The organism is Paenibacillus sp. FSL H8-0548 (assembly GCF_038630985.1).
Classification (GTDB): Bacteria; Bacillota; Bacilli; order Paenibacillales; family Paenibacillaceae; genus Pristimantibacillus.
Map to the genome: position 1 here is coordinate 3,387,572 of NZ_CP152049.1, position 16,843 is coordinate 3,404,414.

General features: G+C 45.0%; 17 protein-coding genes. All 17 read left to right on the forward strand.

All coding sequences use genetic code 11. The annotated features are described in order from the left end of the window. Nucleotides 1-7 precede the first annotated feature (7 nt). The 17 genes from terS to MHI37_RS14250 all read left to right on the forward strand — a co-directional run bounded on the left by terS (nt 8) and on the right by MHI37_RS14250 (nt 16,837). Entirely contained in the window at nt 8-781 is a 774-nt protein-coding gene (gene terS / locus MHI37_RS14170; protein ID WP_144023608.1) for a phage terminase small subunit, read from the forward strand. Beyond that, nucleotides 774-2,228, forward strand: a complete 1,455-nt coding sequence (locus tag MHI37_RS14175) for an AAA family ATPase (RefSeq protein ID WP_076335310.1) — start codon at nt 774-776, stop codon at nt 2,226-2,228. Before terS ends, MHI37_RS14175 begins: the two co-directional genes overlap by 8 nt. A 36-nt stretch (nt 2,229-2,264) precedes the next feature. Further along, nucleotides 2,265-3,713 (forward strand): hypothetical protein, encoded by a 1,449-nt coding sequence (locus tag MHI37_RS14180; RefSeq protein WP_076335309.1) that lies wholly within the window; start codon nt 2,265-2,267, stop codon nt 3,711-3,713. A 4-nt stretch (nt 3,714-3,717) separates the two neighbouring features. Further along, nucleotides 3,718-4,992, forward strand: coding sequence for a hypothetical protein (locus MHI37_RS14185; protein WP_076335308.1), 1,275 nt, complete (start codon nt 3,718-3,720; stop codon nt 4,990-4,992). Between the two features lie 2 nt (nt 4,993-4,994). After that, a complete protein-coding gene (locus tag MHI37_RS14190) occupies nt 4,995-5,363 on the forward strand; it encodes a head decoration protein (protein WP_076335307.1) in 369 nt (122 codons plus the stop codon). A 15-nt stretch (nt 5,364-5,378) separates the two neighbouring features. Further along, nucleotides 5,379-6,395, forward strand: a complete 1,017-nt coding sequence (locus tag MHI37_RS14195) for a major capsid protein (protein WP_076335306.1) — start codon at nt 5,379-5,381, stop codon at nt 6,393-6,395. A gap of 15 nt (nt 6,396-6,410) precedes the next feature. Continuing rightward, the gene (locus tag MHI37_RS14200; RefSeq protein WP_076335305.1) at nt 6,411-6,797 is read left to right on the forward strand and encodes a hypothetical protein; all 387 of its coding nucleotides are present in this window, start codon (nt 6,411-6,413) and stop codon (nt 6,795-6,797) included. Continuing rightward, nucleotides 6,787-7,227 carry a hypothetical protein gene (locus tag MHI37_RS14205; protein ID WP_076335304.1) on the forward strand — a complete coding sequence of 147 codons (441 nt, stop codon included), beginning with the start codon at nt 6,787-6,789 and terminating at the stop codon, nt 7,225-7,227. Before MHI37_RS14200 ends, MHI37_RS14205 begins: the two co-directional genes overlap by 11 nt. A gap of 6 nt (nt 7,228-7,233) precedes the next feature. Then, a complete protein-coding gene (locus tag MHI37_RS14210; protein WP_076335303.1) occupies nt 7,234-7,803 on the forward strand; it encodes a hypothetical protein in 570 nt (189 codons plus the stop codon). Then, nucleotides 7,800-8,381 (forward strand): hypothetical protein, encoded by a 582-nt coding sequence (locus tag MHI37_RS14215; protein ID WP_076335302.1) that lies wholly within the window; start codon nt 7,800-7,802, stop codon nt 8,379-8,381. The genes MHI37_RS14210 and MHI37_RS14215 overlap by 4 nt, the downstream gene beginning before the upstream one ends. Nucleotides 8,382-8,385: 4 nt before the next feature. Then, nucleotides 8,386-8,820, forward strand: coding sequence for a hypothetical protein (locus MHI37_RS14220; protein ID WP_076335301.1), 435 nt, complete (start codon nt 8,386-8,388; stop codon nt 8,818-8,820). Nucleotides 8,821-8,825: 5 nt separating this feature from the next. Next, nucleotides 8,826-9,005 (forward strand): hypothetical protein, encoded by a 180-nt coding sequence (locus tag MHI37_RS14225; RefSeq protein ID WP_076335300.1) that lies wholly within the window; start codon nt 8,826-8,828, stop codon nt 9,003-9,005. A gap of 30 nt (nt 9,006-9,035) precedes the next feature. Then, a complete protein-coding gene (locus tag MHI37_RS14230; RefSeq protein ID WP_076335299.1) occupies nt 9,036-9,818 on the forward strand; it encodes a hypothetical protein in 783 nt (260 codons plus the stop codon). A gap of 45 nt (nt 9,819-9,863) precedes the next feature. Next, on the forward strand, nt 9,864-10,187 hold the full coding sequence (locus MHI37_RS14235; RefSeq protein WP_076335298.1) for a hypothetical protein: 324 nt from the start codon (nt 9,864-9,866) through the stop codon (nt 10,185-10,187). Nucleotides 10,188-10,517: 330 nt separating this feature from the next. Beyond that, nucleotides 10,518-15,284, forward strand: coding sequence for a phage tail tape measure protein (locus MHI37_RS14240; protein ID WP_179090147.1), 4,767 nt, complete (start codon nt 10,518-10,520; stop codon nt 15,282-15,284). Further along, entirely contained in the window at nt 15,281-16,093 is an 813-nt protein-coding gene (locus tag MHI37_RS14245) for a phage tail domain-containing protein (protein WP_076335295.1), read from the forward strand. The genes MHI37_RS14240 and MHI37_RS14245 overlap by 4 nt, the downstream gene beginning before the upstream one ends. A gap of 12 nt (nt 16,094-16,105) precedes the next feature. Next, on the forward strand, nt 16,106-16,837 hold the full coding sequence (locus tag MHI37_RS14250) for a hypothetical protein (protein ID WP_076335294.1): 732 nt from the start codon (nt 16,106-16,108) through the stop codon (nt 16,835-16,837). Nucleotides 16,838-16,843 lie beyond the last annotated feature (6 nt).

Here is a 16,843-nt window from a genome sequence, read left to right on the forward strand (position 1 = left end):
CGATAAGGTGAAAATAGGAAAACCACTCAATTCACTTGGAGGTGGGGTTGATGAAGTAATGGCGAGAGAGCAAAGCCCAGACCAAAAACGAGCGTTTAAATTGTGGTTTGATAGCGGAAAGACCATGAAACCAGCAGCAATTGCAGAAGAATTAGGAATCAGCGCAGCGCTTGTTCGTAAATGGAAAAGTTATTACAAGTGGGAAGAAATCAAACCCAAAGGTCGCGGTGCTCCTAAAGGCAATAAGAATGCAATTGGTAACAAAGGCGGCGGTCCTGTTGGAAATGATAAGGCCGTTAAACATGGTCTATTCCGTAAATTCCTACCGCAGGATGAGGAAACATTACAGATTTACGATATGACCGCGGATTTATCTCCTCTTGATATTTTATGGGAAGGCATACGAATCAAGTGGACTAATTTCATTCGCTCACAAACGATTCAGCATGTCAAAGATAAGAAGGACATCACTAAGGTTCTCGTTAAAAAGAAACCTGGTATGTTCGGTACTGAGCAAGAGTGGGAGTATCAACAGCCTTGGGACAAGCAAGCTGTTGCTATGACATCCCAATCAGCAGCATTTAACACCATCGTGCGTTCAATTAAGCAATACGAAGACATGCTTCGTACAATGCCAGTTGAGGACGTACAAGAAGAACATAAATTGCGCATCCAGAAGCTGAAGCTAGAAGTCGAGAAACTGGCCAACAACGATGATGACATCGATGACGATTCCAAATTAATCGATGATTGGGTAAACGGGGTAATGCAAAATGAGTAAGTTAGAGAGCCTAACAAAGCGGATGGCAGCATTCAAGAAGCGGATACCGGTATATCAAAAGAGCCCTAATACCTTTTTTCGTGAGGTTCTTAACTTCACACCTGATCAGTGGCAGGCAGAAGTTTCAAGCGATATAGCTAATCATCCGCTCGTTTCCGTTAGATCAGGTCAAGGCGTAGGTAAGACAGCGGTCGAGGCAACTATTGCTCTATGGTTCCTATGTTGCTTTCCATTCCCTCGTGTTGTATGTACAGCTCCAACGCGACAGCAGCTTAATGATGTACTATGGGCTGAAATCAGCAAATGGCAGTCCAAGAGCCCAATTCTGAAACGCATTCTTAAATGGACGAAAACAAAAGTCTATATGCGAAAGAATGAAGAACGATGGTTCGCAACAGCCCGAACAGCGACTAAGCCTGAGAACATGCAAGGATTCCACGAAGACAATATGTTGTTTATTGTGGATGAAGCATCCGGTGTTGACGATCGCATTATGGCTGCGATATTCGGTACACTCTCCGGAGAGAACAATAAGCTTTTCATGTGTGGGAACCCAACTAAAACGAGTGGGTTCTTTTTTGATTCACACAACCGAGACCGCGGCATATATAAAACGCATCAAGTGTCTTGTCTCGATAGTCCACGAACCAGCAAAGAAAATATCGCCATGCTTGAACGAAAGTACGGCAGGGATAGCGATGTATGGCGCGTCAGGGTAGAAGGTCAGTTTCCCCGCGGTGAAGCAGGAACATTTATCACATTAGAAGCTGCTGAATTTGCTGCAAAGGAAGTTAAGGTTAATCATACCGGAACCGTATTAACGATTGGTTGTGACGTTGCTCGTTTCGGAGATGACGAAACCTCGATCTATGCTGGCATAGGTAAGAAGACAGTCGGTCAGAAGCATCATCATAAAGAGAATACGATGGTTACCGCTGGCTGGGTGGTGCGATTAACAAAGGATCTTTTGCTGGAGCATACCAACATCGAAAGAATTATTATTCGAGTGGATGATACCGGTGTCGGCGGCGGCGTAACGGATCGGTTAAACGAAATCGTCCTAGAAGAAGGTTTATTCTGGGAGATCGTACCGATTAACAACAACGGCAAGACGCTTGATGAGCACTATGGAAACTTAGGCTCAGAGATGTGGGGTACGATTCGGACCGAGCTTGAAGGAAACATGACAGATTTCATCAATGGACAGCTACCTGAATTTGAGCTTCCTGATGATGATACATTGATCTCTCAGCTCTCCACTCGTAAATGGCGGATGACTTCCAAAGGTAAAATCATGTTGGAAAGCAAGGATGATATGAAAAATCGTGGGCTTAAGTCGCCAGATAGAGCGGATGCTTTCGTATTAGCCTTTGGTGAGTATATGGTGGAGCCTCAGATAGAGCGTGTAATGACACCTTTCATTGGTGGTGTGACTATTCGGAGATAGCGATAACAATGTTCCATATAGAAAGGAGGCGAAGACTTGAAATGGTATCAGAAGGCAATCTATTCGATTGCAATGAGCGTGCTCCCTGCATCTGTTAAGAATCGGATGATGGGAGGAGGAAGGGCAACCGTTCCAAAGAGTGCGAATCCCACTGGTATTTTCAACTGGTTACCAAAGAAGTACCAACAAGCGCACAACATCGATCTAACCAAGCTTCAAAGCTATACAGCTGAGGAATTGCTAGAGCTGCTTATATCCGTTCATCCGGACGTTTCCTATGCCCTGTACACGTACTTGAGGATGGGAGACACATCGTTAACGTTTACAGCGAAGAAGTCCAACAACAATAACGATAAAAGCGGACAACGTGTACTGGATGATATCAAAAGCATGCTGAATACACCGCTGCCGTCACCTGGTTATCAGCATGGACGTTCCTTGGATAAGCTGGACACCGTTCAGCGGATGATGGTTATGGTTCGTGGAGCTTGCGCTGGAGAAGTCGTGCTGAATGAACGATGCAATGATGTCATTGATATTGTTCCTGTTGATCCGGCCCTCATATGGTTTAGAAGGGAGACGGACACCGATCGCCTCACACCTTGGCAATATGTTAAGTATCCAAGGCGACTATCGGGAGAAGAATGGTTCGGGCAATACAAGAAGATCGACACTCCGACATTCATATATGAAGAGTTCGATCCAATGGTTGATGATCCCTATGGTCGAACACCGATGTTGCCGGTGCTTCAAGTAGTGTTCTTCCATCTTCAGGTGTTGCAGGATCTTAAAGCGGTCGTGCATAACCAAGGCTATCCACGCTTAGACGTTTCCATGATGGAAGAGATCATGTTGAAGAACGCACCACCATCTGTAAAGAATGATCCAGCTGCTCAGCAGAAGTTTTTAAGCGAACGAATGGGCGAAGTAATGGCCCATTTCAATTCTCTGAAACCGGACGATACTTTCATACATTGGGACAGCATTAAGGTGGAGTATCTAAAAGGCGGTAGCACTGGCCCGATGATCGATATTAAGAAGCTAATCGACATCATTGATACGCAAATGGCTACATCACTTAAAACGTTACTGACCATCTTATCTCGGCATCAAGGCTCGACAGAGACATACAGCTCTATTGATACCCAAATATACATTAAAAATGTAGAGTCCGCACGGAGCGTAACCAAGCGTTTCTGGCAGCGGGCTTTTTCTATGTCCGCTAGGGTAAGGGGAACACAAACGAATGTAGAAGTTGATTATGCTCCTATTGACTTGCGATCTGAAAATGAGGTCGAAAGAGATAGGCGTTCCAAGATTGGTAACTATGTTTTGGCTGAGAAGGAGCTTTATATCACACCGCTAGAGGCTGCGGAGGAAGTTCGTTGGACACTTGGTTTGGACGCCAAGATTCCTGCTGAACTGGCAGATAAACTGAAGCATAAGCGAGATACAGTTCCTGATCCAGAGGGAGGAGGTGAATAACTAAATGGCAAAACCGACAGCAGAGCAACTGGTCAAGATTAATCAAATGGCTTTGGTACCATTAACCGATGAACAGGTGCATGTATTTCAGGCCAGAATCATTGGAACCAAACGGATCGATAAATACAAAATGAAGATTACACCTAATTTCCTTCGCAAAATGGCTGATGAAGTCAGAGAAGGAGTTGCCTTGCTGGTCGATCATCCATGGCAGAAATGGGAAGCCTTATCTTTTCCTTATGGTAGAACCTTCGACAGCCGCATTGTTGAGGAAAATGGAGAGCTGGAGCTTTATGGTGATCATTATATGGCAAAAGGCTTAGAGGCAAATGGGATCTCGACGGATCAATTAGCTATAGGTATCGATTCCGGTACAATATTCGACACCTCAGCAGGCTTCGTATCCACGAAGCACACTTGCAGTATTTGTGGCGGAGATTACTTCAGGAGCGCAAATTGTTCTCATATGCGTGGTCAACAATATGAGGGCAAAGAATGCCTCGTATTAGCGGATGACGGTTATATCATGGAGAACTCCATTGTATTCGATGGAGGGTATGAAGGGGCGGGAATCACGCGCGGTTCACTCTCGTCGAATCAGCATGGAGAAATTGAGCAGAAAACTAAAACTGAATATGAACCACTTTCCTTAGATGCGAAGTCGCTTGATGGCGATGGTCGTGTCTTTTATTTTTGCGGTAACAAAGGCGGCGTGTCTGCTTTTGTATCCAAGCAACATCATACTAAAGAACAGGCCAATACATTGGCCGAAGGAGATGAAACCGTGACAGAAGAACAAAAAGCTGCTCTTGCAGCGACAGGTGGTTTGCTCGGACAAATCAAGGTAGCGCTATGCGCAGGAGATGATTCTGAAATTATTAGCAAGATTACCGCATTAAGTGCTCAGGCAGCCGATGGTGCAGCTTACAAGGTCAAAGTAACTGAGCTAGCGTGCGGTGCAGGCGTTCGCGCGTTAGGCGAAGCGTTTAATGTCGAAGCAATGAAAACGGCATTATCTCATTTGCCTGTATCCGAAATCGAAAAAATCAATGCTACTTATGAAGCTCAAGCGTTATTGGCATTGGGTGGGGGCGGTCAACATACACACGGAGCAAAGATCGACTTGCCAGCAGGCGCGTTGAGTGGGTCTGCGCCGGGTAATTCGCAAAATGATGGTGCCGAAAAGACACCTGAAGAACTTAGAGCATTGGCACGAGAAGATGCTCGGGCAGCTCTTAAAAGCTCAGGTCATTCCAATCTGATTAAGGAGGACAAATAATTATGAATCGTACTCCGTACAATGGTGCCCCAGGACCGGGCCCAATTTATACGCAAGAATTCACTGAGGTGCTCGCATCAACCGATCTTCAAGCCAAGATACCCGGAGGCGTTTTGCTAGCTCAAGGTAATGGTGTTGTAAAGAAAGGGACGGTGCTTGGGAAAATAACAGCATCTAAGAAATTCATCCCTTATAATTCCGAAGCTACTGACGGTTCCCAAGTGGCTGTTTGCATCTTGGATAATGATCGGGATACAACCGTTTCAGATATCGGAGCTTCTGCGTGGATTGCAGGCATTTTCACAGAATCAAAACTGACGGGCATTGATGCAACTGCTAAAACAGCATTGCGTCTATGCTACTTCGCATAAGGGGGATAATCAATAATGGCAATTAATGTACTCGATCCAATGTTTCTAACGGAAGTCGTTCAAAATATCCGTACGGATATTAATTCATTCCGAGGTGCGGAACTACTGACGGGTGGCGTAGACCTTAAAACAGAACGCGGACTTACTATCGAATACGATATCACGTATGACGATACAGGTATGACGCCACCAACCGGATTAAATGATCCTTCTCCAATCCACACCCCTCCACTCGTTAAGGAAATGAGCTTCACGAATCAGGAATGGCGGGAAAAAGTGATCATTGACCGTGAGAAAATGGCAGTCCTGCGCCAACCTGGCACGAAGCTGGATCAGCTTTGGGCAGAAGAATACATGGTCGAACGGATGATCAATCTTAACGCTCGTCTTGAAACGCGTTTTGAGTGGATGCGTTGGCAAGCCCTAACTGGAACGCTTGTTATTCCAGCTACAGCAACCAAACCAGCATTTACAATTAATTATGGCGTGCCGACTAACAATAAGCCTACCGCTTCCGTTCTTTGGAGCAATACAGCAACGGCTGACCCGCTTAAAGATTTGGATGACTGGATTCTTCGTTTCCGCGGCAGTGGCGCACGGGCGGTTAAAATCATTGTGAATAAAAAGGTCGATACGTACCTGAAGCAAAATGAGAAGATTCGTGATCTATTGAAAAATACGCATGGTAAAAACATCGTAACTGCGGATTCGCTGGCAACTGTCATTGATCAGAACCTGAATGGGCTTAAATATGAGGTATATGACGGCGTTTATATTGATGAGTCAGGGATGGTGTATCCTTTTATTCCGGACAACGCTGTGATCATCGTAGGACAAGGCGTTACCGGAACGATGATGGATCTCGTAACTAGCCCGAATAATTACGAAGATATTTTCACCGGTCATCCAGGTAAGTTCGCACTACCTAAGTTGATCAAAGGTGATCCTGATCAATGGCAAGTTATTAACGGAGCAACTGTGCTGCCGAAGCTTAAATACGTGACTTGGCATATCTTTGCTACTGTAGCTTAAGAAAGGAGACCAACCATGACAATAGTAAAGGTTTTAGTAGACGCTGTTGGTGAATACAATGCAGGGGACATCGTTAGCGATGCCCCTGCTGGGCTTGTTGAGATCGCTAAGAAACAAATTCGTAATGCGGCTTCCGGCGAACTGTTAGCGGTGATTATCGAGAGTGATGAACTTGTTAACGATCCAACAGAGCGCGAACTTGCGCTTCAAGTGGAATTGGATGAATCAAGAGGCCGTGAAGCGCTACTGATGGAGCAACTTAATATTCTTCGTGCAGAGAATGATTTGAGAGAGTTGAGATCAACTGCTAAGGAATTGAAAGTATCCGGCTACACTAAAATGAGCATTGACGAGTTGAAAGTGGCTATTGAAGCTGCTGGCGGTGGTTCAGGTGCCGAATAGGATTCTTACAACCGAAACCTATCATGATGAAATAAGAGGGCGTCTAGGTGTTGGTAAAGAGATTATATCCAATACCGACATCGATGCCCCTTCCGTTTTACCTATCGCAGAATCTAAGGTAATTAAAAACGTACCTAATTACACCAGCTTAACGGATGATAATGCCAACTATCTGTATGCTGCAGCCATTTGCATGGTTGCAGCTACATTAGCCCCTTCCATGACAGCGAGGATCAAAAAGTCCAAGAAAGATTTTGATTGGGCAATCGAAAACCAATTGGTAGATTGGCAAGCAGCCTCTATTAAATTGATTGATGAGGCATTTGAGCTTATCGGAATGATAGAGGATGGCGAAGGAGTTCAAGCATCCGTTCCCGTGTTTGGCGTTTCAGGACCAACAAGGTTGGATGATTCGTATAAGTCGAGGTGAAGTTGTATGTTTTATGAGTTCATGGAACGCCACACTCCCTGCCTAATCAACGGCACAACGGAAAGTGTCGTATTATCCCGTGAAACCAAAGCAACGACTGTAATGGGCAAAGAATACGTCTACAACGGTTTGTTTGCGCCAACCTCTATCGTTAAGCTTGGTGATCTCGTGGAGACGGATGCAACTTTTATGGTCCTAACCATGCGGCAGACGGTGGAGCGCGACAAATATTGTTCATTGCTTAAATCAAACGCAATCATTGAGGTTCAAAGATACGATCAAGAATTTGATTCCAATGATAACCCTGTAGGCGCGCCGGACTTCATCACAGCGCAAGAAGGGGTTGTCTGCTTCGTACAATACGTCACAGCTGATTTAAGGCAACAGGATCAAGGATTGCTGCCTACAACTAAATATTTAGTTATATTGCAAACCTCTGTCGATGTGAAGCGTCCACAAGGATTACCTTCACCTGACAGAATTATTATAGATGGACAGCCTTACCAAGTTGATGTGGTTGACAGCTTGAAGTATCCGAGCCTATTAAATGTGCAGGTATCGGAGGATACGAGATGAGCAATGGATACACAGGATACGATTCGGCAACTGCGGAACGAGACCTGAAGAACGCTCTGCTGTCAGAGATCATCAAGCTTGCTGATTTGGTCACTGAGACAGCCAAAGGAAACATTAGGCATTATCCCGAGGTGAGGAATCATGTAAGGCAGCAGCTAGAAGTATTAGCTTCCAACATGTTCAGCATGGAGATTACAGCTGATTACTGGCAAGCATGGCTAGAGCAGTTTGGTAAGGGTTCGCTTATGGCGGGGCCTAGCGATAACCCAGGTGTATCCCGTTACATGAATTCAGAGCTTTGGAACAAATTGCGTTCTCGATCCAGTAAAGCTGTAGCTGGGCGTGGAATGGGTAGGTACAAATCCATTGATGGAACAATCAAATATTCAGAGGGTGGCATGGCTGGCGTGGATCTTGAAGAGTTGGCCCAGCGTGGGGATATCGATAAGAAGTTTGCTCCCACGCCGCCGACATTCTTTTTGCGAATCGCTTTGCAGTCGAATCGACAACGAATATTGGATGGTCTGCAGCGAGTGATTGAGGACTTCCCATATCATAGATATTTCAGGATGAGGTGAAGACTTGAGCCAAGCGCTTATAGATGGGCTGTACAGCGTGCTTAAAAGGGATGAGGCGTTTATGGCGTTCTTCGGTCTAACGCCAACCTCGCTGCCAAAGGATGCGAGCCTGCGGCTAATTAAAAGCAAGGAACCTGATCAGGCAATTACGAGTAAAAACGTTCCGCAAATTTTGATGTATGTGGTGCCGGGACGATTCAGCATTCGGAACCATCTTGTATTCCAGGGTAAGTTTCGTTTGGATTTTTACGCACCAACAGCTGCCGATGCACGAAACATTGCGCAGTGCGCCTTCGAACTCCTGCATGACAAATACATTTCGCATGAATCGTTTAAATCATTTAAATGCCACCTAGTCTTTGATGACGATCTGACAACGGGCATCACGGGCGTTAAAGGATATTTAGCCATTTACGATGTTGATTTTGTGAGGAGGTGAATCTAATGACTAACTTGGACAAAACCGAATCGGAAGAGGACAAGCTCATTAACGAAAAAATTAACCTAGCCAAGAAACTTGGGATTTGGAAATCCTTTAATCCAATTGAGGGATACGAAACCAAGAAGGATTTCAAGCGAATTGAAGAGATCGACAAACGTCTAGCCGAAATCACTAACGGTTAGGCTTTTTTATTTTCAAAGGAGGATATATGTATGTCACTGTCTACAAAACAATGGGTCGTCGATGACATTTCGAATGCAGCGCTGTTTGATATCGTTAGCGGAGATCCGTCAGCGTATTTTGAACATTTGAATAAGCTGACGATGAACATCGATGCAAAGCAGCAACGGGTGTATGGCGGTACCAGTAAATATTCATTTCACCTTACGGAGCAAGATGCGGAGTCTGGCATCCAAATCGAAAATGCAATGTTGGATTATAATCAATTGCTAGCAGCAACAGGAGCAACATTAATTACAGCGGCAACGATTGTTCCTCATGTGGAAAAGTTAACCGTATTAACCGGGTCGACATTAACTTTGTCTAAGGGTGCTTCACTTGTCGCGGAATCAGACAGAATCGTAGTCGCCACTAAAGGATTGGCAAACTCCGGAGAGCAATTGACTCGTGTTGCATCTGCACCAACAGCTCTACAATATAGTATTACATCTGCGGGTGTAGTAACGCTTGGTGACGAAACGCTGGTCGGGCAGGATATCAGGGTCTTTTATGATTACAATTCCACTACGGCTTCTGTGGCTTCGCTCAAGACAACATCGAGAAACAAGCCATACAAGTTTGTTGCCTATGGCAAAGCGCTAGATGATGAAACGAATGAGTGGTTTGATTGCATTATTGTAATTTATAAAGCGCAAATGTTAGGTACGTTTACCATTGACCAGCAGCGAAAGTCCGCTACCGCGAATTCCATCGATCTTGCGATCCTAGATGCGGGACGAGCAGACGGCAAAGTCATCGACATTATTGCTACTTAGTAAAATATCAGGGGCTCTTGCAGCCCCTTCCCAGGAGGGGAAGACATGGAACAGGAACAAATGAATTTGATTATGGGCATAGGTCCCGAATTGCAATTCTCTGCCGACATTAAGAAGACAATCCGTGTCGGTACGGTCAAACAAATCAAAGAAGTCAATGAGCTACATAATGACGGATTAATCAAAATCAAGTACTCACTGGCGATTGGAACTCCGGAGGAAAAGGAAGTCGCTACAGCTAAATGGGTAGAAATTCTCAATATCATCTGTATTGAGGGTTTTGACAAGGAGGAATTCGAAGACAGCATTCCGGAATTGATGGAATCCGCTGTGGAGCGATTTCTCCTCGGTCAGCAAGGGGCCGGATAAGCCGCAAACTTCCGGTGATAGCAAACCATTGACCATGCAAGAGCTTTATGGGCGATTATCTCGACGTAAGCTCTCTAAACCGTGGTATGACCATAACTGGTACGAGATATCTGCTATCTTCGACGATTTAAATGAGGAATTGAAAGAGCAAATTCAACTGCATGGCGGGAAAATAGAAGAACCTAAAAAATTATCTAAATCAGGGATCGCGGAGATCCTAGGTTACTTCAATCGGTAAGGAAACTTTTCCTTACCGGATAAAACAAGCACATCATGCTCATGGTGTGCTTGTTTTATTTGTTAAAGAATCGTAGAAAGGACGGTGATAAAGTGGAAGCCCTGAACAAAGACGTAGTAGGAGCCCGGCTGAATTTAGACATTACCAAAATGACGCCTGCGTTTAAGGTTATAGACGGTGGAGCACGGAAGAATGCGGAATCTTTTAAGGCGTTGAACACAGAGCTGGCTCAGACAGAGAAAAGCTACACAACCATGGCTAAAGCTGCTGATAAAGTCGCTTTAAGTGCAGATGAACGTCGAAAAAAAATAATGGCAGAGTCTAATGCACTGGTGGATCAGCGAAAGGCTCAGGCTGAGCTGCTAAAAGCTAAGACACAAGGACTCAACCAAACCAACAAGATTGTTGAAGAAAAGCTTAAGGCGCAGCAAGCTATCGTCCAAAAGCGAAATGATGCCATTTTGCAACAGGAGATGCAGCACCAGCTACGTATGCAGGTGTTGCAAAATAGGGTTACATCGTCCAACGCAACTACTGCTAAAGCTACGGGGACGGATGATACGACAAGGGAGCGCGTGCTGCAGGCGGAACACCGCATGCGCCGGCAGCTTGAAATTGAAGAGCGAACTAATGTGCAGCGAGTCACAGCTGATCGTGAACGTTCTTTGCAATATGAGCAGCGAGTCAGACGGGAAATAGCGAGGCAAGAGGTGCTTCAAGCTCAACAGCTTGCCCGACTCAACAACCAAGGGATATTAAATCGTTCATCGCAATATGCGCTATCTGCAACCATGTATTCTGCCGCAATCAGAGCAGCGAATGAAGCGATCTCTGTTCTGAAGGTCTTTGAATATGAGCTTGTAAATGTTCAGAGGGTTATGGGGGATACGGCAGATGTCGCATTTGTAAAAGATTCGATGATTGAATCTGCCAAAGAATACGGTTATGTCCTTAAAGAAGCTGCAAGCGTGTATACACTCATTGCACAGAGCGGTTTCAATGAGCGGGAAACGGAATCTCTGGCCACAACTGCTTTAATGGCTAAAAACGTTGAACAATCTTTCCAAAGCGCAGCTCAAGCACAGGAACTCATGACGGGTGCAGTTCTCAACTATGGTTTGGCGGCTGAGGATTCAGCGAGATTATTAGATCGCATCAATGAGGTATCTAATAATTACCCGACAACTTCAAAAAAGATTCTTGAAGGTATGAACCGAGTCGGAGCTGCTGCAAAAAACGCTAAGGTTCCAATTAATGACTTAATCGGTTACCTAACCGTACTCAATCAAGCGGGATTTAGCGGAACCAATGCCGGTAATGCGATTAAATCTTTTATTTCATTTTCCAGTCGTGATATTGCGATAGATAAACTTGAAAAGTACGTAGGCGTTATTAAACAAGCAAATGGCGAAATGATGCCGTTCAGCGAAATTCTAAGTCGTATATCCGTTAATTGGGACACGCTAGCGGATTCGCAACGTCATGAGATTACGCAAGCGATTGCCCGCGGGGACCAGGCTTCTAAATTCATTGCATTAATGAACAACTACGGTAAAGTACTAGAGATAGCTGAAACAGCTGAAAACTCCTTCGGATCGGCTCAGCGCGAGAACGCATTAGCTATGGAAACGTTAGAAAAGAAGTCTCTGCAACTTAAAGCAACGTGGGACCAATTAATAGTTTCCGCTGGCGATAGTGGATTGCTAGTCGTATTAAAAGATCTTACGGATACCACGAAGCTGATGGTCGATGGTTTTAATTCAATTCCTGATCCAATCCGGAATGCGTTAACTGCAACGTTACTGCTTGGTGCTGGCATCATGACACTTAATACAGGCATGAAACTACTCACTGGTCAATCGATCATGGCGATGGCCGGTGGACTTGCAACCGCCGCTAGATCAATGCTGGGGTTAAAAACAGCTACAGATGCAGCGACAGTAGCTCAACGAGGCTTCATCGCTACTCCATTAGGTGCAATTTTAACGGGTATATCTTTAGCTCTTGGTGTGGCAACAGTCGCTTTGAGTGCCTATAATGGTGTGCAAAATTCAGTAGTTGATGGAACGAAGCAAGCCGAAAGAGACGCCAATGCTCTGGGCGAAAAGTATTTAGAACTCAAAGCAATTATTGATGACAACACCCGTTCGGACAAAGACATTAAGACGGCGAAAGCGGAATTAACAAATGTCATTGAGCGAATGAACAAGGTCATGCCGGAAATGATTTCAAACTGGGATGAAAACGGCAAAGCAATGGATATTAACGTTGAAAAAATAAAGTCATTCGGGAAAGAGTATGCAGACGCTCTCCGAATGGTAGAGGAAGAGGAATTAAGAAAGTCTAAGAAATCAAGAGAGACATTGAAAAGTGATTTAGATGTTTTGATCGCATTCATGGATGCTCAAAAAGCAGGGAATAAAGAACTGGCGAAGTCCCTTGCTGCTGAAGTGGCTGATATCACAGGTGGCATTCTTAACGCTAATAAAATTAGCCCTAAAGTCGCTAAGGAAATCGTTGAAGTGAGTGAGCAGATCGGCGTCTTGGATGAAAGAATAAAAAATAGTCAGCAATCACTGGATGTATTGAATGGCAAGCTGAACAACGCGGCAGATGCAGCGGACGATTTCAGGTTAGCCATGACCGAATCTGCGAATGAAACAGAAGTAGCTGAAGATGCCATCGTCGATGTAGGTAGTGCGATGGATGATTTACAAAAATCGATTGACAACAGCGGAACGGCTATTGCGGACTTAAACCAGTTATTAGCCGATTTAGCTAGTGGTCAATCACTAAATGCTCAGAATGCTGCTGATTTAATTGCCCAGTATCCTCAATTGGCTGACAAAATCTATAAAACGGCAGATGGATGGGCTTTTGAAGAAAGTGCTGTTAAGTCTGTCCGACAAGCAAAACTCGAATTGCTAGAGACCTCCAGGCTAGCACAGGCGGGAATTACTGCTTCTATGTACAGCGGGCTGCAATCACGGCTTGAGTATTATGGTATCGAACTAGATTCCATCAGTAGCCTGGCTGAAGCACAATCAGCTATGGAGCAAATGACGAAAGGCATTGGCGTACATTCGATGTATGTCCCCGAAAGCGTTCAACAGCTGGCGAAAATCGTTGCCATCCGCGAAAAATTTAGCAAATTGAGTGCTGACCCTGGCTACGGTGTGCAAGCGGAAAAAGAAAAAACAGAGAAGAAATCAAGTAAGCAGGAAGATCCGCTAGCTAAAGCTTTTGCAGCATCCCAGAAATATATTGAACATCAAAAGGCTATGGGGCGTTTATCTACTCAAGCTGAACTAACAGCGTGGGAGCGAGTGCAGTCACAATATATCAAAGGCTCTGATCAACGCATGGCAGCTGATGAAAAAGTATATGCCCTCAAGCTTCAACTGATCGAAGAAGCCAAGAAGAAAGAGAAGGACTCCTATAATGCGTCTGCAAACTGGATATCTCATCAGAAGGGAATCCGAGAAGTATCGGCAAAAGAGGAATTAGAGTGGCTTGAGCGTCTACAAGGTAAATATAAAGTAGGCTCTGAAATTCGTATGAGTCTGGACGAGCAGGTTTACGCGGCAAAGAAAGCGGCAATTCGTGAGACAATGGCCCTATCAGAGTCTTATATCAGCCATGAAAAAGCCATGGGTCGTATGTCTCTTGAGGATGAACTAAAGGCGTGGGAGCGAATGCAAGCGCGGTACCTAAAGGGAACCGAAGAGCGGAAGCGGGCTGATGAGCAAGTATATGCCTTGAAAAAGCAGCTCATTGATAAAGAAACAACCGATACCACGAAGCTAATTGCAGTGCAGGACAAGGCGCTCGAAAAGGCTAAGAAGGACAACATCCAGCGGATAAACGATGAAAAGGATGCTTTTGTTACTGCTCAGGACGAGAAGATTAAAGCGATCGATGCGGTTATCGCTTCCATGAGGGAACAGAATTCAGATGACGATTATGAAGCCCAGCTAGCCGAAAAGCGAGCTAGGCTATTACTGCTGCAATCGGCAGTTGGTCCTGAGGGTATTAAAGAACGCGAGGACTTAATTAAAGAAATTGCAAAGATGGAGCTGGATCGTGGTCGTGATCTTGCCATTCGCAGTCTAGAAGCTGATAAGAAGAAGCTTGAGGATGAAAAAGTGCTTAAAGTATCGGCTTACGAGGATCAAATTGAAGCATTGGAAACTCATTATGATGCTCTGATTAGTGCGTTCAAAGATTTTTCGGATGAAACCATTAAGCAATCGGATACTTTGAAGCAGATTCAGGTTTTAAAGGAATCGGAGAAGAACGCTGAAATCCTCACCCAGCTAGATGCTTTCATTGCTTCTTATCAAGCGAAGATGAGCAAAATAAGCAACCTCTCTCTAACTCAAGAAGAGCGCGACTTGCAGGAGTACAACAGCAATAAAGATTTGTGGGATGCAGCCAAAGCAAGCGGCGATAAAACCCAGATGGCATCCCTTGCAGCTCGGAATAAAGCTATTCGTGACCAATATGGAGTTGTGACCGATACAGGCAAGCTTCAGCACTTCTCAGAGGGCGGCATTGTTCAAGGGATGAGGGGACAAGCGGTTCCGGTTATCGCTCATGGCGAAGAGTTGATTCTAAATGCCAAACAACAAAGCAATTTGTTTCGACTGCTAGATTTCAAAATGCCTCAACTCAGCTTCTCGATGCCGAGTTTTTCGATGGCGTCCGGATCGCAAGAGTCCATTGTGAACCATTATTACTATAACGTTTCTACTGGGGACGTTAATATAGACGATCCTTCCACCGCTAAAACGTTCTGGTCGGAACGGGATGGCCTTGTTCGCAGAATTCAGTCGTCGGGAGGGAGTAAACAACGATGATCGAGGTGACGATTGAGCATAAAGGCGGTATAGATACATTCTCTTCTCTTGGACTCGGGCTCAAGAGAAGAGATATCCCCGTACTTCCTGAAACGAGGGAATACAACCAGGTCATCGCAGGTATGGACGGTGAGATCGATTTTGGTGTTGAATACGGTCCGCGAGTTATTGAACACGAATGTGTGCTGATGGCTGACAATCCAACATTCGACTACCACGAAAAGCTGGCGCGGATTGCCCAAATATTTAATGCGCGGAGCGGCGATATCATTTTAACTTATTCCGATATTCCGGGCAGGCGATACGTTGCCCGTTACGCCGGAACAATGAATATAGAAAAAATCATTTTCGATGGCAATCTTTCCATTCCGATGAAAATGCACAATCCTTTTCCGGAGTCGCCGCGAGATACCGTGCTTCGAGAGTATGGTCAAGGTTTGGAATATGGGCAGGGCTACGAATACAGCGCCTATTCGGTGCTCGTTACTTTAAGTGGTCAATCCTTCCAGATTGAAAACCAAGGAACGACAGAGGCGTTTCCTCTGCTTAGAATCACTGGCTCATGTACAAATCTATCATTATCGGATGGTCAGGACACATTCACATTTGGTGGTGTCATGACCAATGCTGTTCTTGAAGTGGACAGCAGCCAGAGGAAGAAAACAATCAAGTTGAACAATCAAAACGCCTTCTCTCAATCGAACGGCGTTTTTTTTATTCTCAAGCCAGGCATAACGAATTTTACGGCAAGCGGTATTAACCCGAATTTCTCCATTGAATTCATTTTCAGACACCAATATTTATATTAAGGAGGAGCAGACATGGCGTTCATCCCGAGACTTATTACCAAATTTCTCGACTTAGCCAATTTACAGCGCCACAATGATAACTTTTCGGATATACAGACGGAGCTGGATAAGCATGACCTTCATGTTGCAAATAAAAACAATCCGCACGATGTCACAGCAGCGCAAATAGGTGCAGAAACGCCAATAGGCGCGCAAAGCAAAGCAACCGCCGTTCAAAACAACTTAGATACCCACACGTCAAATACGGGCATTCACACAACACAAACGGAAAAAGATAAGTTAGCAGACATTTCGGCAGGAGCTGAGGTCAATCAGAACGCATTTTCTAAAGTTTCCGTTGCCGGACAAAGCGATGTGGACGCCGAATCAAAAACAGATACGCTCAATATTGCGGGTGGTATCGGTATTACGGTAACGACGAACCCGACAACGGATACTGTTACCATAACGGCAACAGGAACCGCAGCACCAGGCGCGCATGCATCAACTCATGTTACTGGTGGCTCGGATGTCATACCTGATGCAATAGCTAACGGAAACTCTGGACTCATGTCCGGAGAGGATAAAGCGGACATGGCTAAAATATACCTTTCTAACAGTCCTCCACTTAATCCAAGTGGTGGTAATACATGGTGGCTCGAAGACATGGGGGAGACACCTGATTTGGGAGGAGGTGGCGGTTTAATAATCGGTAATGCAAGCATGGCCGACGATGACGATGTATGGTTTGCAGAACTCACTTAGGGGGAT

Coding starts and splice junctions, on each gene's coding strand:
- MHI37_RS14175 (WP_076335310.1), top strand. CDS start 774: ATGAGTAAGTTAGAGAGCCTAACAAAGCGGATGGCAGCATTCAAGAAG.
- MHI37_RS14185 (WP_076335308.1), top strand. CDS start 3,718: ATGGCAAAACCGACAGCAGAGCAACTGGTCAAGATTAATCAAATGGCT.
- MHI37_RS14190 (WP_076335307.1), top strand. CDS start 4,995: ATGAATCGTACTCCGTACAATGGTGCCCCAGGACCGGGCCCAATTTAT.
- MHI37_RS14195 (WP_076335306.1), top strand. CDS start 5,379: ATGGCAATTAATGTACTCGATCCAATGTTTCTAACGGAAGTCGTTCAA.
- MHI37_RS14200 (WP_076335305.1), top strand. CDS start 6,411: ATGACAATAGTAAAGGTTTTAGTAGACGCTGTTGGTGAATACAATGCA.
- MHI37_RS14210 (WP_076335303.1), top strand. CDS start 7,234: ATGTTTTATGAGTTCATGGAACGCCACACTCCCTGCCTAATCAACGGC.
- MHI37_RS14215 (WP_076335302.1), top strand. CDS start 7,800: ATGAGCAATGGATACACAGGATACGATTCGGCAACTGCGGAACGAGAC.
- MHI37_RS14225 (WP_076335300.1), top strand. CDS start 8,826: ATGACTAACTTGGACAAAACCGAATCGGAAGAGGACAAGCTCATTAAC.
- MHI37_RS14230 (WP_076335299.1), top strand. CDS start 9,036: ATGTCACTGTCTACAAAACAATGGGTCGTCGATGACATTTCGAATGCA.
- MHI37_RS14235 (WP_076335298.1), top strand. CDS start 9,864: ATGGAACAGGAACAAATGAATTTGATTATGGGCATAGGTCCCGAATTG.
- MHI37_RS14245 (WP_076335295.1), top strand. CDS start 15,281: ATGATCGAGGTGACGATTGAGCATAAAGGCGGTATAGATACATTCTCT.
- MHI37_RS14250 (WP_076335294.1), top strand. CDS start 16,106: ATGGCGTTCATCCCGAGACTTATTACCAAATTTCTCGACTTAGCCAAT.